This is a genomic window from Pseudoalteromonas sp. A3, assembly GCF_025942345.1.
GTDB lineage: Bacteria > Pseudomonadota > Gammaproteobacteria > Enterobacterales > Alteromonadaceae > Pseudoalteromonas > Pseudoalteromonas atlantica.
On record NZ_JAPCKL010000003.1, the window covers coordinates 589420 to 613836 of the forward strand.

The following is a 24417-nucleotide window of genomic DNA, read 5'->3' on the forward strand; positions in this document are numbered from 1 at the left end:
ACTAAAAGAATCGCGTATAATGGCAAAAGTTATTTTTACTTAAGAGCACCCCATGGCGAAGAAAAAAGGCAAGCCTGCTGAAATTGAAGAAGAAATTATTTACGTATCAAAAAGTGAACTAAAGCGCGACGCGCAAGAGTTTCATCAGTTAGGTTCTGAAATTGCTAAAATGGGGAAAAAGCAACGCGAACGCTTACCACTCAATGACGATTTGAAAGCAGCCATGGTAGTTGCTGATAAAATCAGTAATAAAAGCGATGCGTACCGCCGCCACTTAAATTACATTGCTAAAACGCTACGCACAGTAGAAAACGTTGAAGAAATTAAAGCCATTATTGACGTAATGCTTAATAAAAATAACCAAGCTGAGGTTTTAATTAAAAAAATTGAGCAATTACGTACCGACTTAATTGAGCAAGGCGATGATTTAATTAACGAAACTATTGAGCAATACCCAACCCTTGAGCGCCAAAAAATGCGCCAATTGGTACGCAACGCCGCTAAAGAAGTAAAAGCTGAAAAGCCAGGCAAGGGCTATAAAGAATTGTTTCAATACTTAAAAGATGCCCACAACATAACGTATTAACAAAAAATACTATTTTAAAAAGGTGCTTAGGCACCTTTTTTGTTGTAGATCAAAACCCCTCCCTTAAAAGCTTTTTATACTCAACACCTCATTAATACATAAGGTGCGCGTGATGATAAAGCTTCCAAAATGGGATCAAACTCTTATAAATAAGTATAACGTGTCAGGGCCACGCTATACCTCCTACCCTACCGCTTTATCTTTAAGCGAGGGGTATCAGCAACAAGACCTTGTTAGCGCTATAAAATCATCCTCTAGTCGCTCACTTTCTTTGTATATTCATATCCCATTTTGCAGTGAGCTTTGCTATTACTGCGGATGTAACAAGGTGATCACACGCCATCAGTCTAAAGCCGATGTATATTTAGATTACTTAACAAAAGAAATAGCAGCGCATGCCCCTTTATTTAAACACTACACAGTGGAGCAATTACATTTAGGGGGTGGTACGCCAACCTTTTTAACTGTAAAGCAAATGACGCGCTTAATTAACTTATTAGAGCAGCACTTTCACTTTACCCGCAACACTGAGCGAGGCATTGAAATAGACCCACGATCCCTTGCTAAAGATATGCTTATACACTTACGGGTTTTAGGCTTTAACCGCGTATCCTTTGGTATTCAAGATTTTAACGATGAAGTACAACAAGCAGTTAACCGCACACAGCAAGTAGATACCGTTAAAGCACTGATAACCCAAGCCCGCGAGCTTGGCTTTAAGTCTATAAATGCAGATATGATTTATGGCCTACCTAAACAAACACCCCAAAGCTTTGAAAAAACAATAGCGCAATTAATTGCCTTAAGCCCAGATAGAGTCTCTGTATTTAATTACGCGCATTTACCAGAGCGCTTTGCTGCGCAGCGTAAAATAAAAGAGGCTGACTTACCCAGTGCCCACGACAAGCTAACCATGTTTAAAAACACCTTGGCGCAAATGACCTTTGCAGGCTATCAGTTTATTGGTATGGATCATTTTGCAAAAGCCGACAACGAACTTGCAGTCGCGCAAAATAAAGGGCAGCTACATCGCAACTTTCAGGGCTATACCACTCACGGTAATTGCGACTTATTAGGTTTAGGGGTCTCGTCTATTTCGCAAATTGGCACTGCCATTTTACAAAACCAAAAAGTGCTTAAGCATTATTATCACGCAATTGAAACGCAAGCCGGCAGTGCTATACATAAAGGAATGCATTTAACGCACGATGATGTAATACGCGCGGAGGCTATTAAATCACTTATTTGCCAGTTTGAATTAGACACGCACGCATTTGCGAAAAAGCATTCTATACATTTTAATGAGTATTTTGCGGATGCGCTGTTAGCGCTAAAGCCTTTAATAGACGATGACATGGTGCATATAAACGATAAGGTAATACGCGTCACGCCTCGCGGAAATCTATTTATTCGTATTATATGTATGTGCTTTGATGCTCACTTACAAAAGCAAATAAGTAAAACCCGTTTCTCACGTGTGATTTAATTAGTGCTATACCAATTCGCTTATCACGTTTGAGGTGGTAAAAACGTGTCGATAAGCAGGCATAAAAAAAGCAGACCTGAGTCTGCTTTTTGTATTTTCTATAGGGTTTAATTAAACACGATGTTTTCGCTGCCCGGCGCAGCTTTAAACTCAACAATGATTTTGTCGCAATCGGCTTTAATCTCATCACTAAAGTTTTCTTCAGCTCGCCAACGTGCTGTATCTTGCTTAAAAATCTCTTTTTTAGAGTATTTTTTGCGTGCATCGTGAGTCGGCATTTCTTTCACAACGTTATACATTTTATAAATGCCTGGGTACGCTAGCGTTAAATCTCGCTCATCTTCAAAAGCGTACTGAGACATTAAAACCCAAATTCGTAAACAGCCTTCAGAGTACTCACATTGCTCTTCAGCCATTGCACGAGCAATTAGATGAATGCTATCTGCAAGTTTAGCGTTACGCTTTAAGCGCGACTGCTTAAGCTTTTGCTGTTGCTCTGCTTGCTTTTGCGCAATTAACTTTTTTTGCGCGTTAAGCTTATAGAGCAACTGACCTGCATAAAATGCTAAGCCAGCAATAATAACAGCACCTACAAACAAGGCTACAATCACTGCGGTACTCATTAAGCGCCCTTACTATTTATCGTCATCATCATCTAGCCACTCATTGGCTAAATCATCTGAAAGGTACTTATCGAAATCTGAGTTACCGTCGCTTTCGAAGTTATCTTCAAAATCATCTTCAAACTCGTCTTCGTCTTCATCTTCGATACCTAGTAACTTACAAAGTACTTGGTGGCGAGCAATACGGCTATTAAAGTACTTCGCATCTTTACCCGTCAGCATTTCACCTTGCTCATGGCGCTCAACGAGCTTAAGTAAACGCTCATCGTTTTCAAGCGCTTCTAGCTCTTGCTCAGGCGTAAGCTCTGGCTCTGTAACCTTTTTAAGCTCAACTGTTGGCTTTAAGTTACGCTTCATTTCTACTTGCGGCTGTGGTGCACTAGCCACTAAAGGCACGGCTTTTTTACTGCCGACGCGCTTATCTTTTGGCGCTGAGTTTGCTTTTTTAGTATCGCTATCTAATAGCTCAGGTGCATTACGAGAACCAGGCTTAGCGCCCTTTGGCTTTTTAACTCGTTGCTCTTTTAACGCACGCATTTCTTTAAGCTTATCTTGGCTTAAACGAACAGGGCCGTTTGAAGGAATTTTGCGTGATTTTTTCTTTCTACTCATATCTTGATCATCTCACTTAAGAGGTTTTGAGCGAGGCACATAACATGAGCATCGCAGTGCTGGCCTAGCCAGAAGAATTCGATTTGCGCATTAAAGCTTGGGTTGCTCGTTGAATTAGCGCATTAGCTTATTGCTAAACGGTGGGTATTGTAACAGGACAAATAAAAAGGCGGTAGAGAAAACATCTCTACCGCCTACTAATCTGAGCGCCATTATCTGGACACTTCTCCCTTCGACTTTTTTTAGTCTTTATTATTTTTATTATTATCAGTCCGTATTGTTATTATTTTAACCTTCCTTGTTACATTCCATTTTGTTTTTATTATTAAACTTCCTTGAGATTTTATTATTTACGGTCATCCTGACGCTTTCTTGTTATTTCCTTTTGTAGCACCTTCAATGTGCTATTCAGTCGTGTCGCGCCATTTTCCTTTAGCATAATCCATGTTGTTATTGTTGTTTTGCGACAGTGGTTAATTTACCCGTTAATATTTTTGTTACAACTGGTTTATATAATTTTTCTTACATAGAGCATATATAAAAAACAAAAAATTTATAATAAACATAAGTTTAACTGTAAAAATATTTTTAAAATAAGTTATTTCTTACAAAAGACCATGGCAAATGTCTCACAAACTAAAGGGTGATATCGTTAAAATGTGGACACAAAAAAAGCAGCGCAAGCTGCTTTTTTAATCATATTACATAGTATTACACTAGCTTATACTAGATAAATACGACTTTAGTGTAAGCCACCTAAGTATTGAGATAGTACTTCAATATCTTTATCAGTTAGCTTTTTCGCTATATCTTGCATCATACCGTTATGGTCGTTTTTACGGGTTCCATCACGAAACTTCTCTAGCTGAGCTTTAATGTACTCTGGGTGCTGAAAAGAAATCTTAGGAAACTTAGCAAGAGACGAACCATTGCCTCGCGGACCATGACACGCCGCACAAGCTGGAATACCACGTTCAGCATCGCCTGCTTTGTAAAGCATTTGACCAACTTCAACCACGTCTTTAGGGGTGGCGCCTTCAGTCATGTTCAATGAAGAAAAATAAGCAGATAGGTCTTTCATGTCTTGTTCGCTAAGTGGCATAGCCATCGCGCTCATTACAGGATCCATACGGCCTTCTTTACCGCCTGAAGTCATACCTAATTTTAAATCCTTAAGTTGTTTAAGGATGTAATCTGGGTGCTGGCCTGCAAGTTTAGGGTAAATATTAACCGGTGCATTACCGTCTGGGCCGTGACAAGCCGCACACGTTGCTGATTTTTCTTTACCTGCGTTTACATCGCCATCAAATGCTGTTGCGTTGCTTGCTGACAACGCACCAAGCAATATTGTTAAAGATAGTGCTATTTTTTTCATGGTGAATTCTCTGTTTCCGACCCTGTATCATCTACAATATGGATGTTGTAATTCATGTATTCTACACGATAAAAAATTCTCTGGCACGTTTTCTACTCATATTAAGCTTATAATTTATAGGGTTTTGACCTAGATTAACCTTTAAGCAGCTTTAATAGTGCCATTTATCGAGTTTTTAGGTGTTTAAATACGCTTTTTAATACATCCTTTATAGTATAAAATACGCGCCCTGAGTGAATTTAGCTCAATAAGATTAACTTTTACGTTTTTAGGAGAGCCTGTGCTCAAATCTCGTATCAAATATAATACTGCGTCTTTTGTAACAAGCGCGCCAGACATCACTAAATTACCTGCTGATACGGGAATTGAAGTCGCGTTTGCAGGTCGCTCTAATGCAGGTAAGTCAAGTGCTCTTAATGCACTGACAGATCAAAAACTTGCTCGTACCAGTAAAACGCCAGGTCGTACGCAGTTAATCAACACCTTTGAATTAGGTGAAGTAGACGATATGCGCTTAATCGACTTACCCGGTTATGGTTTTGCTAAAGTACCTATTGAAATGAAAAAGAAGTGGCAAAAGTCACTGGGTGAGTACCTACAAAAACGTCAAAGTTTAAAAGGTATTGTTATATTAATGGATATTCGCCACCCATTAAAAGATTTAGACAAAGATTTAATTAACTGGGCTATTGGCAGCGAAATCCCGGTACTGGCGCTTTTAACTAAAGCCGATAAGCTCAAGCAAGGTGCACGTAAAGCACAAGTACTGCAAGTACGCCGTGAATTAAGTGAACTAGACGGTGATATCACTGTACACGCTTTTTCATCACTTAAGGGAACAGGTTTACCAGAAGTCGCTAAAAAGCTAGATGAGTGGTATTTAGGGCCAATTGTGGCTGTTGCACCGCAAAGTGATAAAGACAGCTCAGACGCTTAAAAATAAGCACCTACGAAAGATAAAACTTTCCCCCTGCTGATTTGATAAAATAGCCGCGCTCATCAGCGTCGGCTATTTCAGCCCACTGATAAAACACACTCCGTGATACCCGCGCGCTACACCCATAAGGTAATTGCAAATAAGGCACCGCTGCATTTTTATAGTTTTTTATATAAAGAGGCTGCTCAGCACTGATTAACCATTGCCGTGCTAAATTATCTACACAACACATAACCTGCCCTTGCACTGTGCTCTCAATATGCCAGCTTACGATAACGAAAGGCGCATCTTGCAACTCTATCGCTATTTTTTCGATGGGTGTTTTTAAATAAAACTGCTCACCTTCTTTGCATAAAACACTGGCAAACAGTTTTACCATCGCGGGGCGAGTAATTTCGCTGCCATCGTAAAACCACAGCCCATGCTCGTTAATCATAATCGGCAGCTCACCACACTGGGTAGGCTGCCAACTATCAAACGGTTTGCTAGGCTCGCTTAATTGCTTACTAAGCGCCGTTAACGAGATCACTGTTTTTTAAGTGTTAGCGCAAAAGTAACTGGTACGGCTGTAGCAACTCCAGGTAAACCAGCTAATTGCTGTAGCTTTTTAACGCCTTCGGTCACACCAAAGTCTTGGCTATTTACAATCACAGGCGTAAACGACGACACGCTTAAATCGCCATTTTCGGCACTGCTAACAAGTACATTTATTTTTAATGGCTTTTTATTACCATGAAAATCAAGCTGTGCATCAACCTCTTTTAATACATGCTGGCCCGGCTTTTTAATATTACTTAATTGCTTTTTTAAATCCGCGGTTAAAACTGCATGAGGAAACTTAGCCGCTTCAAATACAAATTGAGTTAAACGTTCATTGCGAATAGGGATCAGTGTTTCTGCAGAGGTTAAGTCTATATTTACACTAAAAGCACCACTGTCTGAAAGTGTTCCTTCTAGGTTAGTAAAATGATGTGCCTCAGCAATCGAGTCTTTTTTGATAGAAACAAAACTTAATTGGCTCTTGTCATTGACTAGCTGCCAATCTGCATGAGCGGCATTAGACAAAGCAACACTTGATAACGATAAACCGATAATGGCTAACGTTTTAAACATAACGCACTCCTAAAATAAAATGAGAATAATAGCGCTTTCGATATTATCACCTGAAATAGGGGCAAACCACCTCAAATTAAAGACGTCGCTAAATTACTTAGCCTGTACAGTTATTAAAAAATTAATAACGATATAACAGACTATAACTGATGCTTTTTAGGGGCGTAGCGCAACATCCACGCTAATAATTGCGTGAGATAGCTTTACTTGCCTACGTTTGCTTTATAACTGCTTTATACATATACCCGTTTGAGGGCGCGCAAGGTATGGCACAAAAAATAATAAACATAAATGAGCATAAAGTGTGAATAGTAAAAAAGCGCTTTGAGGTGCTATTTAGCTTTAAAGGGCAATCTAATGAGGAAGAAAAAGCAGCCTGCTTAAAACAAGCAGGCCGATATAGCAAACTGGGGAGAAGCTATCAATTTGTTGCACCTTTTCAGATGCATCATCAACAGGATGTCCTACAGGATGAGGACGCGCGCACTTTAGCAAAAGCGCGCATAAAAATACAATGATATTCCGCCAAAATAGTTCGAATTGACGAACATATAACTATTTAATACAAATAGTTGCTTAAATTAACCTACTTTTAACTAAACTTTGTTTACGCGTAGAAATACTTATATCGATTCGCTTAATTGAGTGGGCTATTTAGAGGCAATAAAAAAGCGCCTTGCGGCGCTTTAAAATATAAGCATATTTTAGGTTAGTGGGCTTGTTCCCAGTTTTCACCTTCGTCAGCTTCTACAATTAAAGGGACATCTAAGCTAGCCGCTTGCGACATTAGCTCACAAATCTGCTTTGTGTATGCTTGCGCACAATCGGTTTTAATCTCAAACACCAATTCATCGTGTACTTGCATTAGTAACTTAATGGTATTGGGAGCTTGTTGATTAACCCAGCTATGCACGCTCAGCATTGCTTTCTTAATAATATCAGCGGCTGTGCCTTGCATTGGTGCATTGATTGCTGCACGTTCGGCGCCTTTACGGCGAGCTCCATTACGTGCATTAATTTCGGGTAAGTGTAAACGACGCCCAAAAATAGTTTCTACGTACCCGTTCTCGGCGGCTTTTTCGCGGGTTGTTTCCATGTACTCAAGTACCCCAGGGAAACGCTCAAAGTATTTATCTATGTAGTGCTGCGCTTCGTGGCGTGGTACATCAAGCTGACGCGCTAAACCAAAGGCTGACATGCCGTAAATTAACCCAAAGTTTACTGCTTTAGCTTTACGACGCATATCTGTGGTTACATCCTCTAGCTCAACCCCAAATACCTCAGCAGCGGTTGCACTGTGCACATCTAACCCATTAGCAAAGGCATTTAGTAGCCCTTTGTCTTGTGATAAATGCGCCATAATACGCAGCTCAATTTGACTGTAATCGGCAGCCACAATTTTATAGCCTTGTGCCGCTACAAATGCCTCACGTATACGGCGTCCTTCTTCAGAACGAATAGGGATATTTTGTAAGTTAGGATCGGTAGAACTCAAACGCCCTGTGGCCGTAACAGCTTGATGATAAGAAGTATGCACGCGCTGTGTTTTCTCATTAACCATTAGTGGTAATTTATCGGTGTAGGTTGATTTAAGCTTAGATAAACCACGGTGCTCAATAATCACCTTAGGCAATGGGTAGTCATGGGCAAGTTCTTGTAGCACTTCTTCAGCCGTTGAAGGTGCACCTTTAGGTGTTTTTTTAATGACTGGCAGCTCAAGTTTTTCAAATAAAAGTACTTGCAGCTGCTTTGGCGAGCTTAGGTTGAATGGTTCGCCAGCTATCTCAAACGCTTCTTTTTCAAGTTCAAGTAAACGCTCGCCTAAACGCTGGCTGTGCGCCGCCAGCATGTTACTATCAATTGCTACGCCGGTGCGTTCAATATCAGAAATAACATTCACTAATGGCATTTCTATTGTTTCAAATACTGACTTTAACTTCTCATCAGCTTCTAATTTTGGCCAAAGTACTTGGTGTAAACGCAGTGTAATATCGGCATCTTCTGCTGCATAAGGCGCAGCTTGCTCAAGCTCAATTTGATTAAAGGTAAGCTGCTTTTTCCCTTTGCCGGCTATATCTTCAAAGCTAATGTTTTTATGGCCTAAGTATTTAAGCGCTAATGAATCCATGTCATGGCGAGTGCCCACGCTATTAAATACGTACGACTCAAGCATAGTATCAAACTTAATGCCATTGAGCTCATAGCCTGCATTAGCCAGTACGCTCTTGTCGTATTTTAGGTTTTGCCCTACTTTAGCTTTGTTAGCATCGGCGAGGATTGGCCCAAGCTTTTGCATTACATATTCAAGGCTTAATTGCTCTGGTGCACCCGGGTAGTCGTGTGCAATTGGTAAGTAAGCAGCTTGGCCTGCTTTTACAGCAAAGCTCATACCAACTAACTGCGCTTGCATGTAATCAAGGCTGGTTGTTTCGGTATCAAAGGCAAATAACTCAGCGCTATTTAGCTGCTCAATAAGCGTATCAAATTGTGATTCGGTTAAGATAGTTTCGTAATGAGCGTCTTCTACTTTTGGCAGTTCATTTGCCTCAGTAGGGAGCGCTTTTTCTGCATCTTTTGGGTTATCAAGCAGCTCAGCTAACCAGCGGCGGAACTCACACTCACCATACAGTGCAATAAGCTCATCTTTATTTGGCTCTTGTACTTTAAAGGTATCTAGGTCTGACTCTACCTCAACATCACATTTAATGGTGGCAAGCTCATAACTAAGTGGTAAATGATCAAGGGCGTTTGCAAGCTTCTCACCAATCTTGCCTTTAATATCGCCGGCATTATCAATTACACCTTGAAGCGATCCATATTTTTGTAACCATTTAACAGCTGTTTTAGGTCCACAGCCTTCAACACCTGGGATATTGTCAACCTTATCACCCATTAGCGCTAAATAGTCGATGATTAGCTCAGGACCCACGCCAAATTTTTCAACAACGGTTTGAGGATCTGAAATGCTGTCGGTCATGGTATTGATTAGCGTAACATGCTCGTTAACTAGCTGAGCCATGTCTTTATCGCCTGTAGAAACCAATACATGGCGCTTTTGCTCAGTCGCTATTCGTGAAAACGTACCAATAACATCATCGGCTTCAACCCCTTCAATACTAATTAGCGGAAAGCCCATCGCTTTAATAATACTGTGCAGTGGCGCTATTTGCGTTCGTAAATCGTCAGGCATAGGCGGACGGTTAGCTTTATACTCGCTATACATGTCGTTCCTGAACGTTTTGCCTTTGGCATCAAACACCACCACCATGTGGCTCGGATCATATTGTTTGATCAAACTTTTAAGCATGTTTACCACGCCATAAATAGCGCCAGTTGCTTCACCTTTAGAGTTAGTTAAATGCGGTGGAGAATGATAAGCACGAAATAAATATGAAGAGCCATCAACTAAAATTAGCGGGTTTTCGGGGATCTGAGCCATGGTGAATTTGGATCCTAAATACAAAAAAGTAATATTATTACAAGCATGCCATAAGGTTGTGAATAAAACGACAGTGAATTACGCTTAGTAGCCATAATTATTGCGGAGCAACCTGTGGATAACTTTGTAGATAACAGCCACGCGCTATTCCTCCAATGCATAATAAAATGCTTAGAAAAATAAATAACTGCTTGTTTTGTTTAAAAAAGATAATACGAGGTTCTTTTTTTTATTATTTTAAAACCAATGTGGAAAAAGGTTTTCTAACTGATACATCCGCTGTTAGTCACTTTAGTTATTTGTATCCATTTAAATAACCGGAGGAGTATTCTAGCATAATGGATCAAAGATCATAGCGATCCTTTATAATTTTTTTTACAAGCGCACTGGCAAAAATGGCATAAACCGCAATACAACTTGCACTGCGAATACTTTTTAAACTAAAAAATTATTTTAGTGTGTGTTTTGGCCCGTGTTAAACTTCACCCAAACGACTTATTTAAAATACTTAAGGAGCACAAAAGCATGAAAAAGATAGCTGTAATATTAGCCGGCTGTGGTGTGTACGATGGCAGTGAAATAAACGAAGCAGTATTAACACTGCTGTACATAGCTAAAAACGGTGCTGCATATCAATGTTTTGCTCCTGATATAGAACAACTTCACACTATTAATCACCTCACCGGTGAAGAAATGCCAAGCAACCGTAATGTACTCACTGAGGCAGCACGCATTGCCCGTGGTGATATAAAATCATTAAGCGAATTAAAGGCATCTGAATTTGATGCGTTAATAGTACCAGGGGGATTTGGTGCCGCTAAAAACTTATGTGATTTTGCCGTTAAAGGCGCTGATGCGCAGATAAACGACCTAGTATTAGAGGCCTGTAAACAATTTGCTAATGCACAAAAAGCCGCTGGCTACATGTGTATTGCGCCGGCTTTAATTCCGTTTATATATCCCAATGCTACTTTAACCATAGGTAATGATGAACAGACCGCAAGCGCTTTAACCCAGCTAGGCTCTACTCACGCAGCCTGTGCGGTTGATGATATTGTGATTGATGAGGACAATAAACTCGTTACCACCCCTGCATATATGCTGGCGCAGTCTATTTTAGATGCCGATGCGGGGATCGAAAAATTGGTTAAAAACGTACTAGCATTAGCTTAAATAGTGATTTACTAAGCCACCGATTATAAATGTTTGTTAACTGAAACATGCAATTTTATTGCGTTAACGCAAAAATTAGTCAGTTTTATTGATAAAAACACCAGTGGGCGTTTTATAAATTGTTACACAAAGGTATAATCGGTTTAATTTCCGTCATCTATAATCGTGATTGATCACGTTCAAATCGAAGTGAGCAAGGCAAAATGAAAAAACTTTCAGCTGCAGCATTATTAGTGCTAGCAACCACCGCATACGCACAGCCATATGATAACTCTATGACTGAAGATGCGATTAAAAAACGTTTAGCACCAGTTGGCGCTGTTTATCTTGAAGGCGAGAAAGCTGCTGCAGCCGCAGCTCCTACTGGCCCTCGCTCTGGTGAGCAAGTGTACCAAGGCGCATGTTTTGCCTGTCACGGTACTGGCGCACTAGGTGCACCTAAATCAGCTGATGACTGGGCACCGCGTATCGCTAAAGGTAAAGATGTACTGCTTGATCACGCTATCAACGGTTTTAATGCGATGCCGCCAAAAGGAACATGTATGGATTGTTCTGATGATGAGATTAGCGCAGCTATTGATTTCATGACATCTAAATAATTTAATTAAACCCCTGATAAATAGGGTGATTAATTTAAAAAGGCCTATTTTTATAATAGGCCTTTTTTTATTTCTAAAATAATCTTTTTAGTTGCTATTTTAGGGCATTAGTTACTTGACGATCGCAACTAAAAGTGAAATTATACGTTTAATAAACATACAATAATAAAATAATATGATTCATGTCATCGGAAGATAAACCCGCGGCACCGAGTAAACTAGCGCACCAAAATAAACGTCTTAAAGCGCTATTAGAAAAGTATAAGCAATCTCACCACTTACAAAATGCCCTGATCCAGCTATCAGAGCAAGCAAGCTCTGTTGCCGAATTAACCTTACTTTACCCCGCTATCCATGACATTTTACAAGCATACCTACCTAGTAAAAGCTTTTACGTGGTGCTTGCTAATCAATATACTCATGCCCTGGAACTTTCTTATTTTTGCGATGAAAAAGATGGTATATCAGTCGCCCTCAATCAAGATAATAGTTTTGAAGAAGGCGCTACAGGCTACGTTTATAAGCTTGGCAAAACCACCTGCTTTACCAAACAAGAAATGCAAAGCGCTGCACAAAACGGCTTATTTAAAGCACTAGGCTCACCTGCTGAGTACTGGGTTGGTGTTCCTATCTATCAAGAGCAAAACATTATTGGCGTACTTGCTGCGCAAAGTTACGATAAACACCAAGATTACAGCAGTCAGCAAGTGCATTTACTCGAAGTAATGTCTTTATACTTAGCCACAGCCATAGAGCGAGTTAAAAAAAGAGAGCTGCTCGAATCTGAAGTAAAAATTCGTACCCGCGCGCTCACGCAAAGTAATGATGCGCTAAACCTAGAAATTGAACAACGAAAACGCGCACTACAACGCCAACAAATTTTGTTTAAAATATCGGAGTTGGCAACGCAAGCGCAAAACTTAGATGATGCCTATGTAAAAATTCATCAAATAATAAAAACCATTACATACGCAGAAAACTTATACATTGCACTTTATAACAAAGAGACTGGTTGGATTAGCTTCCCGTACTGTGTGGATGAATTTAAAGACAACACCGAGCCGAGGCCGTTTGCAAAAGGTTATAGCGAACTGGTTATTAGCAGCGAGCAGACCCAACTTATTCACCCTAGTAGAGCCAAAGAGCTATTAGAAAGTGGTGATGTACAACGAAATAAGCCAGTACCAGAGGAGCAAATGGCCACCAGCTGGCTAGGTGCTCCGCTTAAAACATCGCAAGGGGTTATCGGCTTAATTGCATGCCAAGCGTATAATAACAATCATATTTTTAGCAAAGACGACTGCGAGCTTATTACATTTGTATCACACCAAATTGCCACGGTTTTACAAACTAAATTAGCCACTCAAGCACTTAAATCTAGCCACCAAGAGTTAGAGTATCGAGTAAACGAAAAAACAAAGGCGCTGCAACAAGCTAACCTACATTTACAAATGCAAATTGATGAGCGTAAAAAAGTAGAGCAGCAGCTTTATCATGATGCGCATCACGACTCATTAACGGGCCTGCCTAACCGCAGCTTGTTTTTAACCCAGCTAGAAAAAACACTGCAGCATTACCATCGTTTTCCTGATCATCACTTTGCTGTGTTATTTATTGATTTAGATAAGTTTAAAGATATAAACGATCAACTAGGTCACCATGCCGGCGATCAATTTTTAATAAGTGTGGCTGATTTATTTTCGCATTGTATTCGCGAACACGATTTACTCGCTCGCCTTGGTGGTGATGAATTTGTAATTTTGCTTACCCACTTAACAGAGCTACAACAAGCAGAAGATGTAGCTGATCGCATTATTAATATAATGAAAAAGCCATTTTGCAGTAAAGGTACCTGCATTCAAAGTGGTGCAAGTATTGGTATAACGTACTCAAATTCAAGTTATCAGCATACCGATGAAATTATTCGCGATGCCGATGCTGCTATGTATTACGCTAAAAATGCAGGGCGCGACCGCTATGAGCTGTTCCACCCGTTATTAACGCAAACACTAACAAGTGCAGAATCTCCAGCACAGCACCATCTTGATTCACTTCCGATGAGTTTTAGAAGTGCAGATATTATAAACCTTGATGAACAACAGCAATCAGAGTCACTGTTTGAAGCCTTTGGTGAACACCCTGTATTAGGCTATACCAGTTTTGAAGTGCTGAAAAAGTTTGCAACCGATAAAGAGCAGCACCTCCAAGTTGAATTAGAACTCTTACAACACGCCTATTCCCATGCCTTAGCGGCAAATGTAGCCATGGTATTATTGCCATGCTCAGGGTTACTGTTAGAAGCGCTTGAATTCAATTTATTTACTGAGGTATTAAGTAAGCTGCAAGGGCAAAGCCAACTGTGTTTATTGTTTGACGACCAAGAAATACGTTACGCCTGTGCAACTCAACTAGAAAACCTTAAAAAGCTCTCGCAGCTTGGCTACAGCATTGGCTTAAATAACTTTGCAAAAGACCGCTGTGAGCTAAATGCACTGACCGACATTACCTTCGATTATGTACTACTTAGCTCAACCTTTAGTAAACGCGTACTGCAACAAGAAAGCTTTAACTTGCAATTACAAGGTGTACTGGCAATCACTCAGCTAAAAGGCATAAAAGTCATTGCCAAAGGCCCTTCTATACTCAACTTTAGAGCCTTGCTAGATAAATACGGACTAAACTTATTTGTTGCTAAGCAGCAAGGCTTATCGGAGTCAGTAGCGGCTAATAACAACGCCGCACAGTCTATTAACTAGGTTTTTTAAGCATCGCCCTTAAGTTAGCGACCCGTGCTTGGCCTTTTTCCATGCGCTCAGCTTGCGAGCTTGGGGCTTTTTTGTTTTCAAACGCTAGATCATCTTGCGGTAACTCTTGCACAAAGCGGCTTAGCTCTGTTTGTGAGGTTTCGCCAAACTGACGACGTATTTTTGCATACGTTAGTGTCAGCTCTTGCTGGGCCCGGGTGATCCCTACGTATGCTAAACGGCGCTCTTCATCTACGTTTTCTTCATCAATACTTACTTGGTGTGGCAATAACCCCTCTTCCATACCAACCATAAATACGTACGGGTATTCTAAGCCTTTAGATGCATGCAAAGTAAGTAACTGTACCGCATCAGACTCGTCTTCTTCCTCGTTACGCTCTAGCATATCGCGAAGCGTTAATTTGCTGACCACTTCAGGTAAGGTCATCGGTTCGTTATCGGCATCTCCGGTGAGCATATCGGTGATCCAACGATACAGCTCAGAGACGTTTTTCATGCGCATTTCTGCCGCTTTGGCACTTGGCGATGACTCATATAAATACGCTTCGTAGTTAATATTACGTACCAAGTCTTTTACCGCTTCGAGTGTATCGCTTCGCACTGCATTATCTGAAAGCTCAACAACCCAACGTGCAAACCCCGAAAGCGCATTTAAGCCACGCCCTTTAAGGCGGTAGCCTAGGTCGTTATCAAAACAGGTGGCAAATAAGCTTTGGTGCTTTTCGTTTGCAAGTGTGCCTAGCTTTTCAAGTGTAACGGTGCCTATTTCACGGCGCGGCGTATTAACAATGCGTAAAAAAGCATTATCGTCGTCTTGGTTAACCAACAAGCGTAAATACGCCATAATATCTTTAATTTCTGAACGCGAAAAAAACGACATTCCGCCACTAATTTTATAGGGAATGCGGTTACTCATTAATGATTTTTCAAAACCGCGCGCCTGGTGATTACCGCGATACAAAATAGCGTAATCTTTATAGCTGGTGCGCTTCATAAATTTATGAGAAATTATTTCAGCAACAACTCGCTCGCACTCATGCTCTTCATCCCTACAGCCAATCACTTTAATCGGCTCACCGTAACCAAGTTCACTAAATAGCTTTTTTTCGATATCGTGCGGGTTATTGGCAATTAAAATATTTGCTGCTTTTAGAATGCGCTGGGCACTGCGGTAGTTTTGCTCAAGCTTTATGAGCCTAAGGCCGGGGTAATCTTTACTTAACAGTACCAAGTTTTGGGGGCGGGCTCCGCGCCATGAATAAATAGATTGGTCATCATCCCCTACCACAGTAAAACGCGCTCGCTCGCCTACTAATAACTTAACAAGCTGGTACTGGCTGGTATTGGTATCTTGATATTCATCCACCAGCAAATACCTAAATCGTTGCTGCCAACGCTCTCGTGAGGTGGCATTACTACTCAGTAATAAGGTGGGGATCATTATTAAATCGTCAAAATCCAGTGCGTTATATGCTCGCAGCTGATTTTGATAACGCGCGTAAAGCTGCGCAAATAACGCCTTTTGCGCATCACGTGCTTCGCGTATGGCTTGCTCTGGCAAGATTAATTCGTTTTTCCAGCTGCCTATTTGCATTTTTAATAGATTAAGTAGGTCTTTGTCTTTTTTAAGCTCGTCTTCGGTTAAATCACCTAACAGCTGGTTAGTATCTTGGTCATCAAACAGCGAAAAACCTTCTTTAAAGCCAAGTGTTTTGAGCTCTTTTTTAATTATTTCAAGCCCTAGGGTATGAAAGGTTGATACCCACAGCCCTTTCGCCTCTTGCTTATTAAGCGTTTGTAATACACGCTCGCGCATCTCTTTGGCCGCTTTATTCGTAAACGTTACCGCAGCAATATTACGTGCTTTGTACTCGCACTTTTGCACCAAATAAGCAATTTTGTTAGTGATTACGCGGGTTTTACCTGAGCCTGCACCCGCGAGTACTAAACACGGACCACTAATATATTTTACTGCTTCATCTTGTTTTGGATTGAGTTTCATAACGACCATGGAGTTTTAAAAGGCAGCTAATTTTACCGTAACCACAGATACAGGCATAGCCATTAGATTAATTAATTCCATTGTGGTGATCATGTATTAAATACCTTAGGTATAAGGTAATATTAGTCATTATCATTTTAGGGCAACAGCAAGGGACGATTATGATCAATCCAGCAAAACTTGAAGAAATTGCTAAGCAAATCACCAACAACATGCCGCAAGGTGTAAAAAACCTAGCAGATACACTGGAAGGTAAAACCAAACAAGTTTTACAAAATAAGCTGGCTGAAATGGACTTTGTTAGCCGCGAAGAATTTGATGTACAAAGCCAAGTACTTATTCGTACTCGTGAAAAACTCACAGAGCTTGAAGCAAAAGTTGTGTTACTAGAGCAACAACTAAATGCTAAAAATAACGCCGAGTAGCACGTATTACGTCTGTATACTCAGCCACAAAAAAAGCAGCCAAGGCTGCTTTTTTGCTTTTAGTTTTAACATTTACCCACTATGTATTAAAAAGTGCCTCTAATACATAGTATTGCAGTGGTTGTTGCTGCGCCAAACTTACAGCGCACATTTTTAGCGCCACTTGCTTACCCGTAATGGGTTTATAACGTTTTAAAAAAGGAAGTTGAGTAATAACAGGTAACACAAATGCGCCTATTTGCTCAGCTATTCGTGTATCGTTTCGCTCACCAATTAATAAAGACGGCTGGAATATACTTACTTTTGCAAAGCCCAGCGTTTTTATGTGCTGCTCAAGCTCGCCTTTCATTTTTAAGTAAGGGCTGATGCTGTGCGCATTGGCGCCGCTTGATGACACTAAGCAATAATGGCTCACTGCATTGTTTGCCGCCATTTGCGCCGCAATAAACTGATAATCAAAATCAACTATACGCTGCGCCGCGGTTGAGCCAGCCTGCTTTTTAGTAGTGCCCAAACACGAAAAAAACACATCCCCTTTAAATAACGCGCAGTAGTTGGTTAAACAATCAAAATCAATAACCTGATTAGTGAGCTTAGTATGTTCAACGTCCAGCTTACGGCGAGTTATAGCAATCACATGGCCAAACGCAGGGTTTTGCAGTAAAAGCGTTAATAGCTCACTCCCCACAACCCCTGTTGCCCCTATGATTATCGCCGTTTTAGTCATTGTTTAAATTACTCGCAACCGGCTTTAGCGAGTACATGTGCAACGGCTTTTTTATACACATCGCCTTCTTCATCGGCGCAGGTTACAACCGATGATAAGTCGTGCAAGTGGCCGTTCTCTAATCCGTACACCCAACCATGAATCGTGAGCTCTTGGCCTTTATCCCATGCATCTTGAACTATGTTTGTTCTGCACACGTTACGTACTTGCTCAATAACGTTTAGCTCTATTAAGCGGCTTAAACGCTGTTGCTCATCCATTGCATTAAGCTGTTCTAAGTGTTTTTCTTTTACGTCGCCAACATGGCGTAACCAGTTATCGATAAAACCAAATTTGGCGTTATTTAATACCGCTTGTACACCGCCACAGCCGTAGTGGCCAACCACCATAATATGTTTTACTTTAAGCACCTCTACCGCGTATTGCATTACCGATAAACAGTTATGGTCAGTATGTACCACCACATTAGCTACATTACGGTGTACAAATAATTCACCCGGCAGTAAATCTACAATTTGGTTGGCAGGAACACGGGAGTCTGAGCAGCCAATCCACAAGTACTCTGGGTTTTGTTGCATTGATAATATTTTAAAAAACTCAGGGTTGGCTTCGGTTGTACGTGCAGCCCAACGTTTGTTGTTTTCGAATAAATTTTTTAGCTTTCTCATTGCATCTCTTATTTAGGACGGGATAGAAATTACACCCCAGAAAAGACAAATAATGAGCGCCTTTTTAGTTGGTGTTTGCAAGAATTAAAATATTGCGAGGAGTTAATTGTTTCTCACAAAAGGTGGTAACTGAAACGTGATAACCTTGCTGTTGCAAATATAAAGCACGATCGAGCACAAGCCAAACTTCTATTGCTCTTCTAAACACATGTCGAACCAGTTCGATTCGCTCTGTTACTTTTTTACGCGCCTTACCAATTAATAAAAACTTATCGTAATCAGTATCTTGAGGGATACTTATAGACTTTTTATCCCCCGCCCAAGCACAAAACTGTGCAAACGTATCAGAGAACACGGCTTTGTTAACGGAAGGCACACTCACGTAATATTGTTCATGAGTGAGTGACTTTCGAAGTGCGTCAAACCCTAAGCGCCATTCCACCTCAGTTTTTCGTATTTTAGCTACACGTGAAGGAGCTGTAACTGTTTCTTGCAGCGCCAGTTTTAGATCGCGGTGCGTTAAATTAAGCTTACTAGCAAGGGCAAGCTCACTCATTGCCTGATAACGACTATCGGTAAATAAGTGATAACAGCACGGCGAAAAACTAATACGTTTTACCCTAGCGGCGCTGGCGTGTTGCATAAATGTTTGGTGCAGTGCGCCACATGCATGCAGTGCCACCGCATGTGTGTCGGTATTAAAAAAATGGCGTGTTTCATCTTCAAGCACATTAGCTTGGCTAAATTTCATCGCTAAACCTTGCTTACGTGCACTGTGCTCTCCTTGCTCGCAAAGGTGCCCTTGTAGCTCAACACTGTGTACGCTTTGCGCGCCGTTATAAGCAAGCATTCGGCCTAAATGCCCTTTACCTGCGCACCATTCAAGTACAGGCTGCGTGCTACTCGTTAATGCTGAAACAAAGTCTTGCAGTTGCTCAAACTTACGCCCTTTAATACCGTTACTTATCCAAAACGGGTATTCACCGCGTTGCTGCTGGCTTTTTGGTAAATTGCACAGCTCAGGTAGCTGCTCTACCCCGGCAATAAACGGGCTAAAAAATTGATAAAGCTGTTGTTGATCGTTATCAAGCCTTGCGACATCTTCATCTGATAAGTTATTTAACGCCGCTTGTAGCTCAGGCCACGGTAATTCATCAAAATCAAATGCTGTACATTGCCAATATTCGCGGGTATTCATTAGCACTGCATCTAGTGCTGCAAACTGCTCAGCTAGGTTCATAACAACTTAAAATAGTAAAAAGACGTTTAATTATACCAGTTGCGCAGAGCAGCATTAAGCGGTTATTTTTTTCCAAGTATTAAACGCAAATAAAGGGGGATCGAAATAATACTCACAATAAAGGCGGCTATTAGCATCCACGACAGTTGTAATCGCTCTGGCTCTTGGTATTTATAAACAAACCCAGCTTTGTGCTCGTCAAATTGCGTTTGCTTAATGCCATAATAATCTGCAATTAAACGCCACTTGGCCATCGACATATTCCCTAAATGGGTCGTAGGCGGCATTATGTAGTCTTTCAATACTTCGGCTTCATAAGCTAGCTGATGAAAACTTTTGTTTGGCGCATACACTTGCTGAGTAATTGCAATGGCTTCATCCATATTCATCATCGCATAGCGCCAGCCTTTTAAGCTCGCTTGGTAAAACTTTTCGACCGTTTGCGGGTGCTTTTTAAGCATTGATTCGCTGGTAAATAACACATCACCATACACATCCATACCATAGCGCTGTGGGCATATAAGGCGGTGCGATACCCCTTGCTGAGTCATAAAGTAAGGCTGAGTGGTGACATACACTTGCATTGCATCAAGTTTGTTTTCTTGCCACGCTTGTAGCGCGGGCTCATCGCCTTCGTATACCTCTAAGGTAGCAATATCAATACCGCTGCGTTTTAGCATAACCAGCAGCTCGGTACTGTCTTTTTTACTCACTTCGGTAATACGTTTAGCGGTAAAATCGCGGGGGTGAAAAATATCAGAGCTGTCTTTTACCATCCAACAGTATGGGGAAAACTGTAAAATAGCCGCCATTGCTACAAACGGTTGGCCGTTTACTCTTTGTTGTAAAATCCCCGAATGCGCTACGCCAAACTGGGCTTCTCCACTTGCTACAGGCGTGAAAGTGTCAGGCATTTTAGGATTGGCTTCGCGTATGGTTACATCAAGTCCGGCGTCTTTGTAGTAGCCTTTTTGCTGAGCCATGTAATAGCCGGCGAACTGAAACTGGTGGGTCCATTTTAGTTGTAAAGTGACTGATTCTTGAGCCATTAGTTGGCTGCAAAAAAGCAAAATTACAAATATTAATCCTTTAATAAGCAACTGGGTGTTCCAAATAGTAGTCATTAGCTGTAACTATATTTAAAACACACGATAAAGCAAGCATGCAAACGTGCATACTTGCTTATAAAAACCCTAAGCTGAGGCTAAATTGTCAACGTTTGGGCTTTGTGGCTGAGAGGTTAAAAACTGCGTAAAACACGGGTTATGTGTTTCATCTTGTACACTGTAACCTAAGCGATTTAAGTGCTCGTTAAACATATCAAATTGGCTTGGCTCAATAGCAAAGCCCGCCAGTACATTTCCGATAGACCCCCCATGATTGCGATAATGAAATAAAGTAATATTCCAATTGCTACCTAGGGTATCTAAAAAGCGCGCAAGGGCTCCTGGGTATTCCGGAAATTCAAACCGTAATAACCTTTCGTGTAACTGCTCCGGTGCTTTACCCCCTACCATATAACGTACGTGTAATTTAGCGAGTTCGTTATCTGATAAATCGCAAAATTGGTAATCGTTGTTAGTCAGGTCTTGTTTTAGTTCGTTGAGTTCTTGCTCACCCTGGCGCAGGGCAATACCTACAAATATTTGCGCTTCACCTGGGCCTGCATAACGGTAGTTAAACTCAGTAATAGCCCGACCACCTAAAGAGGTGCAAAACTGCTTAAAGCTGCCTTTTTCTTCTTTAATGGTCACCGCAAGTAGCGCTTCGTTTTTTTCACCTAGCGCAGTACGCTCAGCCACATAACGTAAGCGATCAAAGTTTAAGTTAGCACCCGAAAGCACCGCTGCTAAATGCAGCCCTTTTAAGCCCGATTGCTGGCTCCACTTTTTAAGCCCTGCGGTTGCAAGTGCACCTGAGGGCTCTGAAATTGCGCGAGTAGAGACAAAAATATCTTGCATGGCGGCACAAATTTCATCGCCACTGACAGTTACAACTTCATCGCAAAATTTTTGCGCTAAGCGAAATGTTTCACTGCCAATAATTTTAACCGCTACGCCATCGGCAAAACTGCCAACACGGTCAAGCTCAACAGGCTCGCCCGCTTTAAGCGCGGCTTGTAAACATGCACTTTCGTCAGCTTCTACGCCGATGACTTTTATATCGGGGCGTAATGATTTGATATAAACCGCCATACCAGCAAGTAAGCCACCACCGCCAACAGGGATAAATACCGCATCAAGCTCGTTGAGTTGCTGCATAAGCTCGCGAGCCACTGTGCCTTGCCCCACTATTACGTCAGGGTCATCAAAAGGCGGTACAAATATGCCATTGCGTTGCTCTGTTAGTTCAAGTGCATGTGCTTTTGCAGCATCAAAATGATGGCCGTGTAAAACCACTTCACCGCCCAGCGCACGTACCGCACTTACTTTTATTTCAGGCGTGGTAACTGGCATAACGATAGTGGCTTTATGACCAAGGTGTGAAGCACTAAGCGCCACACCTTGTGCATGGTTACCTGCAGATGCCGTAATAACAACAGACCCTTTTGGTAACTTGTTTAATTTATTATAAGCACCGCGTAACTTAAACGAATACACGGGCTGTTGATCTTCACGCTTTAACCAAACATGGTTGCCTAATTTATCACTGAGGTCGCGCATTTCGCTGACCTCAGTCACTTTAGCTAGCGGTTCCATATTGGCCTGAATAATAGCGCGAAAATAATCGAGCTCTTGAGAAACCATAATTAGCTAAGCTCCTCCAGTTTGGCTAAATCACGTACTGCGCCTTTATCGGCACTGGTTGCAAGTAATGCATACGCTTTTAATGCCGACGATACATAGCGGTCACGATCAAGCGGCTTATACGCTTGCTTACCACGCGCTAATTGCTTTTGTTTACGTGCTTCTAGCTCTTCATCACTTAATGCAAGGGTGATTTCACGTGTTGCAATATCAATGATAATTTTGTCGCCATTTTCAACATACGCAATAGCACCGCCACTTGCCGCCTCTGGCGATACGTGGCCAATTGATAAACCAGAAGTGCCGCCCGAGAAACGACCATCGGTGATCAAGGCACATTTTTCAGCAAGGCCTTTTGATTTTAAGTAGCTCGTTGGGTAAAGCATTTCTTGCATACCTGGGCCGCCTTTAGGGCCTTCGTAGCGAATAACCACAACATCACCGGCTTTTACTTCGTCGTTTAAAATGCCTTCTACTGAATCATCTTGTGACTCGTACACCACGGCGGTGCCTTCAAAATGCAGCATTTCGTCAACTACGCCTGCGCTTTTAACAATACAGCCATCAACCGCTAAGTTACCTGAAAGCACAGCTAAGCCACCATCTTGTCTAAAGGCATGCTCAACACTACGGATACAACCATGCTCTCGGTCGTTATCGCCTTCATCCCAACGGCACTCTTGGCTCATTGCTTTTGTAGTACGAATACCGGCAGGGCCTGCACGGTAAAACTTTTGTGCTGCTTCGTTTGTAGGATCTGTCGCATCCCACTTTTTAACAAGCTCACCCATCGTCATACCCGCTACGTGGTTTACCGATAAATCAACTAAACCCGCTTTACCTAGCTCACGTACAATTGCCATCATGCCACCAGCGCGATGCACATCTTCTATGTGGTACTCAGGTGTAGCTGGGGCCACCTTACATAAAAATGGGGTTTTACGAGAAAGCTCGTCAATGTGCGACATATCAAAATCTACACCGGCCTCTTGTGCTGCTGCTAATAAATGCAATACGGTATTAGATGAACCACCCATGGCAATATCAACCACCATAGAGTTCATAAAGGCTGTTTTGTTTGCAATTGCACGCGGTAACACGTCGTGGTTGTCTTTTTGGTAGTACTCGCGACACAAGTCAACAATGCGAGCGCCGGCTTCTACATACAGTTGCTTACGATCTTTATGAGTTGCAAGCGTTGTGCCGTTACCCGGTAGAGCAAGGCCAATAGCCTCTAATAAACAGTTCATTGAGTTGGCAGTAAACATACCCGAACACGAGCCACAGGTAGGACACGCAGAGCGCTCTACTTGCTCTGAATCAGCATCACTTACTGTTTCATCAGCGCCTTTTACCATGGCATCAACTAAATCTAGTTTAATATCGATGTTAGCAAGTTTGGTTTTACCCGCTTCCATTGGCCCGCCCGATACAAAAATAACCGGTATATTTAAACGTAGCGCTGCAAGCATCATCCCTGGGGTGATTTTGTCACAGTTAGAAATACAGATCATCGCATCGGCGCAGTGGCCGTTAACCATATACTCAACAGAGTCTGCAATTAAGTCGCGAGAAGGCAGTGAGTAAAGCATACCACCGTGGCCCATTGCGATGCCGTCATCAATTGCGATGGTATTAAATTCTTTTGGAACGCCGCCTGCTTGCGTGATTGTTTCAGCCATTAGCTCACTAAGCTGATTAAGGTGTACATGCCCTGGTACAAATTGCGTAAACGAGTTAACTACAGCAATAATAGGTTTACCAAAGTCGGTGTCGGTCATGCCTGTTGCGCGCCATAATGCACGTGCGCCTGCGCGTTTACGTCCTTCAGTTGTTGTTGCACTTCTTAATTTAGCCATAGTTACCTCTGTTTTGCCGCTGTGTAAGCGGGCATTCCTCA

Annotated in this window: 20 protein-coding genes; 7 read left to right on the forward strand and 13 right to left on the reverse strand. The window is 41.6% G+C overall.

From position 1 onward, the window contains the following. Window positions 1–52 precede the first annotated feature (52 nt). Window positions 53–586 carry a ribosome biogenesis factor YjgA gene (gene yjgA / locus OIZ54_RS08680; RefSeq protein ID WP_004589315.1) on the forward strand — a complete coding sequence of 178 codons (534 nt, stop codon included), beginning with the start codon at window positions 53–55 and terminating at the stop codon, window positions 584–586. A gap of 112 nt (window positions 587–698) precedes the next feature. After that, the gene (gene hemN / locus OIZ54_RS08685; RefSeq protein WP_248452220.1) at window positions 699–2072 is read left to right on the forward strand and encodes an oxygen-independent coproporphyrinogen III oxidase; all 1374 of its coding nucleotides are present in this window, start codon (window positions 699–701) and stop codon (window positions 2070–2072) included. A gap of 107 nt (window positions 2073–2179) precedes the next feature. Here the strand turns inward: hemN and OIZ54_RS08690 are convergent, their stop codons facing one another. From OIZ54_RS08690 to OIZ54_RS08700, 3 genes are all read right to left on the reverse strand, one after another. Next, the gene (locus OIZ54_RS08690; protein WP_004589313.1) at window positions 2180–2695 is read right to left on the reverse strand and encodes a DUF2489 domain-containing protein; all 516 of its coding nucleotides are present in this window, start codon (window positions 2693–2695) and stop codon (window positions 2180–2182) included. Between the two features lie 12 nt (window positions 2696–2707). Next, the gene (gene yihI, locus OIZ54_RS08695; RefSeq protein WP_004589312.1) at window positions 2708–3307 is read right to left on the reverse strand and encodes a Der GTPase-activating protein YihI; all 600 of its coding nucleotides are present in this window, start codon (window positions 3305–3307) and stop codon (window positions 2708–2710) included. 742 nt (window positions 3308–4049) lie between these two features. Next, a complete protein-coding gene (locus OIZ54_RS08700) occupies window positions 4050–4682 on the reverse strand; it encodes a c-type cytochrome (protein ID WP_004589311.1) in 633 nt (210 codons plus the stop codon). 280 nt (window positions 4683–4962) lie between these two features. Between OIZ54_RS08700 and yihA the strand changes: the two genes are divergently transcribed. Then, the gene (gene yihA, locus OIZ54_RS08705; protein ID WP_264390188.1) at window positions 4963–5619 is read left to right on the forward strand and encodes a ribosome biogenesis GTP-binding protein YihA/YsxC; all 657 of its coding nucleotides are present in this window, start codon (window positions 4963–4965) and stop codon (window positions 5617–5619) included. Window positions 5620–5629: 10 nt separating this feature from the next. Here the strand turns inward: yihA and OIZ54_RS08710 are convergent, their stop codons facing one another. The 3 genes from OIZ54_RS08710 to polA form a co-directional block, all read right to left on the reverse strand. Beyond that, on the reverse strand, window positions 5630–6148 hold the full coding sequence (locus OIZ54_RS08710; RefSeq protein WP_264390189.1) for a DUF1285 domain-containing protein: 519 nt from the start codon (window positions 6146–6148) through the stop codon (window positions 5630–5632). Beyond that, on the reverse strand, window positions 6145–6732 hold the full coding sequence (locus OIZ54_RS08715) for a YceI family protein (protein WP_064386286.1): 588 nt from the start codon (window positions 6730–6732) through the stop codon (window positions 6145–6147). The genes OIZ54_RS08710 and OIZ54_RS08715 overlap by 4 nt, the downstream gene beginning before the upstream one ends. 709 nt (window positions 6733–7441) lie before the next feature. Beyond that, on the reverse strand, window positions 7442–10171 hold the full coding sequence (polA, locus tag OIZ54_RS08720; RefSeq protein ID WP_264390190.1) for a DNA polymerase I: 2730 nt from the start codon (window positions 10169–10171) through the stop codon (window positions 7442–7444). Between the two features lie 525 nt (window positions 10172–10696). Here polA and elbB point away from each other — a divergent pair. From elbB to OIZ54_RS08735, 3 genes are all read left to right on the forward strand, one after another. Further along, window positions 10697–11344: an isoprenoid biosynthesis glyoxalase ElbB gene (elbB, locus tag OIZ54_RS08725; RefSeq protein ID WP_264390191.1), complete on the forward strand. Its 648-nt coding sequence runs from the start codon at window positions 10697–10699 to the stop codon at window positions 11342–11344. A 203-nt stretch (window positions 11345–11547) separates the two neighbouring features. Beyond that, window positions 11548–11943 (forward strand): c-type cytochrome, encoded by a 396-nt coding sequence (locus tag OIZ54_RS08730; RefSeq protein WP_004589305.1) that lies wholly within the window; start codon window positions 11548–11550, stop codon window positions 11941–11943. 182 nt (window positions 11944–12125) lie between these two features. Continuing rightward, window positions 12126–14699 carry a diguanylate cyclase domain-containing protein gene (locus tag OIZ54_RS08735; RefSeq protein ID WP_096738961.1) on the forward strand — a complete coding sequence of 858 codons (2574 nt, stop codon included), beginning with the start codon at window positions 12126–12128 and terminating at the stop codon, window positions 14697–14699. Here OIZ54_RS08735 and rep read toward each other — a convergent pair. Beyond that, on the reverse strand, window positions 14692–16710 hold the full coding sequence (gene rep / locus OIZ54_RS08740) for a DNA helicase Rep (protein ID WP_004589303.1): 2019 nt from the start codon (window positions 16708–16710) through the stop codon (window positions 14692–14694). The two genes, OIZ54_RS08735 and rep, sit on opposite strands and share 8 nt — an antisense overlap. Before the next feature lie 161 nt (window positions 16711–16871). Between rep and ubiK the strand changes: the two genes are divergently transcribed. After that, window positions 16872–17135, forward strand: coding sequence for a ubiquinone biosynthesis accessory factor UbiK (gene ubiK / locus OIZ54_RS08745; protein ID WP_004589302.1), 264 nt, complete (start codon window positions 16872–16874; stop codon window positions 17133–17135). A 79-nt stretch (window positions 17136–17214) separates the two neighbouring features. Here the strand turns inward: ubiK and OIZ54_RS08750 are convergent, their stop codons facing one another. The 6 genes from OIZ54_RS08750 to ilvD all read right to left on the reverse strand — a co-directional run bounded on the left by OIZ54_RS08750 (window position 17215) and on the right by ilvD (window position 24376). Further along, on the reverse strand, window positions 17215–17862 hold the full coding sequence (locus tag OIZ54_RS08750; RefSeq protein ID WP_264390192.1) for an NAD(P)H-binding protein: 648 nt from the start codon (window positions 17860–17862) through the stop codon (window positions 17215–17217). An 8-nt stretch (window positions 17863–17870) separates the two neighbouring features. After that, window positions 17871–18530 carry a carbonate dehydratase gene (gene can, locus OIZ54_RS08755; protein WP_024032154.1) on the reverse strand — a complete coding sequence of 220 codons (660 nt, stop codon included), beginning with the start codon at window positions 18528–18530 and terminating at the stop codon, window positions 17871–17873. Between the two features lie 64 nt (window positions 18531–18594). Then, a complete protein-coding gene (locus OIZ54_RS08760) occupies window positions 18595–19770 on the reverse strand; it encodes a methyltransferase (protein WP_064386297.1) in 1176 nt (391 codons plus the stop codon). 62 nt (window positions 19771–19832) lie between these two features. Continuing rightward, window positions 19833–20819, reverse strand: a complete 987-nt coding sequence (locus OIZ54_RS08765; protein WP_039972499.1) for an ABC transporter substrate-binding protein — start codon at window positions 20817–20819, stop codon at window positions 19833–19835. Between the two features lie 144 nt (window positions 20820–20963). Further along, complete coding sequence (gene ilvA, locus OIZ54_RS08770) at window positions 20964–22517, reverse strand: threonine ammonia-lyase, biosynthetic (protein WP_264390193.1); 1554 nt, start codon at window positions 22515–22517, stop codon at window positions 20964–20966. A 2-nt stretch (window positions 22518–22519) separates the two neighbouring features. After that, window positions 22520–24376: a dihydroxy-acid dehydratase gene (ilvD, locus tag OIZ54_RS08775; protein ID WP_024032149.1), complete on the reverse strand. Its 1857-nt coding sequence runs from the start codon at window positions 24374–24376 to the stop codon at window positions 22520–22522. Window positions 24377–24417 lie beyond the last annotated feature (41 nt).

Excerpts from the sequence above, each read along its gene's own strand:
- yjgA (WP_004589315.1), top strand. The coding sequence starts at position 53 with ATGGCGAAGAAAAAAGGCAAGCCTGCTGAAATTGAAGAAGAAATTATT.
- hemN (WP_248452220.1), top strand. The coding sequence starts at position 699 with ATGATAAAGCTTCCAAAATGGGATCAAACTCTTATAAATAAGTATAAC.
- OIZ54_RS08690 (WP_004589313.1), bottom strand. The coding sequence starts at position 2,695 with ATGAGTACCGCAGTGATTGTAGCCTTGTTTGTAGGTGCTGTTATTATT.
- yihI (WP_004589312.1), bottom strand. The coding sequence starts at position 3,307 with ATGAGTAGAAAGAAAAAATCACGCAAAATTCCTTCAAACGGCCCTGTT.
- OIZ54_RS08700 (WP_004589311.1), bottom strand. The coding sequence starts at position 4,682 with ATGAAAAAAATAGCACTATCTTTAACAATATTGCTTGGTGCGTTGTCA.
- OIZ54_RS08715 (WP_064386286.1), bottom strand. The coding sequence starts at position 6,732 with ATGTTTAAAACGTTAGCCATTATCGGTTTATCGTTATCAAGTGTTGCT.
- polA (WP_264390190.1), bottom strand. The coding sequence starts at position 10,171 with ATGGCTCAGATCCCCGAAAACCCGCTAATTTTAGTTGATGGCTCTTCA.
- elbB (WP_264390191.1), top strand. The coding sequence starts at position 10,697 with ATGAAAAAGATAGCTGTAATATTAGCCGGCTGTGGTGTGTACGATGGC.
- OIZ54_RS08730 (WP_004589305.1), top strand. The coding sequence starts at position 11,548 with ATGAAAAAACTTTCAGCTGCAGCATTATTAGTGCTAGCAACCACCGCA.
- OIZ54_RS08735 (WP_096738961.1), top strand. The coding sequence starts at position 12,126 with ATGTCATCGGAAGATAAACCCGCGGCACCGAGTAAACTAGCGCACCAA.
- rep (WP_004589303.1), bottom strand. The coding sequence starts at position 16,710 with ATGAAACTCAATCCAAAACAAGATGAAGCAGTAAAATATATTAGTGGT.
- ubiK (WP_004589302.1), top strand. The coding sequence starts at position 16,872 with ATGATCAATCCAGCAAAACTTGAAGAAATTGCTAAGCAAATCACCAAC.
- OIZ54_RS08750 (WP_264390192.1), bottom strand. The coding sequence starts at position 17,862 with ATGACTAAAACGGCGATAATCATAGGGGCAACAGGGGTTGTGGGGAGT.
- can (WP_024032154.1), bottom strand. The coding sequence starts at position 18,530 with ATGAGAAAGCTAAAAAATTTATTCGAAAACAACAAACGTTGGGCTGCA.
- OIZ54_RS08760 (WP_064386297.1), bottom strand. The coding sequence starts at position 19,770 with ATGAACCTAGCTGAGCAGTTTGCAGCACTAGATGCAGTGCTAATGAAT.
- OIZ54_RS08765 (WP_039972499.1), bottom strand. The coding sequence starts at position 20,819 with ATGGCTCAAGAATCAGTCACTTTACAACTAAAATGGACCCACCAGTTT.
- ilvA (WP_264390193.1), bottom strand. The coding sequence starts at position 22,517 with ATGGTTTCTCAAGAGCTCGATTATTTTCGCGCTATTATTCAGGCCAAT.
- ilvD (WP_024032149.1), bottom strand. The coding sequence starts at position 24,376 with ATGGCTAAATTAAGAAGTGCAACAACAACTGAAGGACGTAAACGCGCA.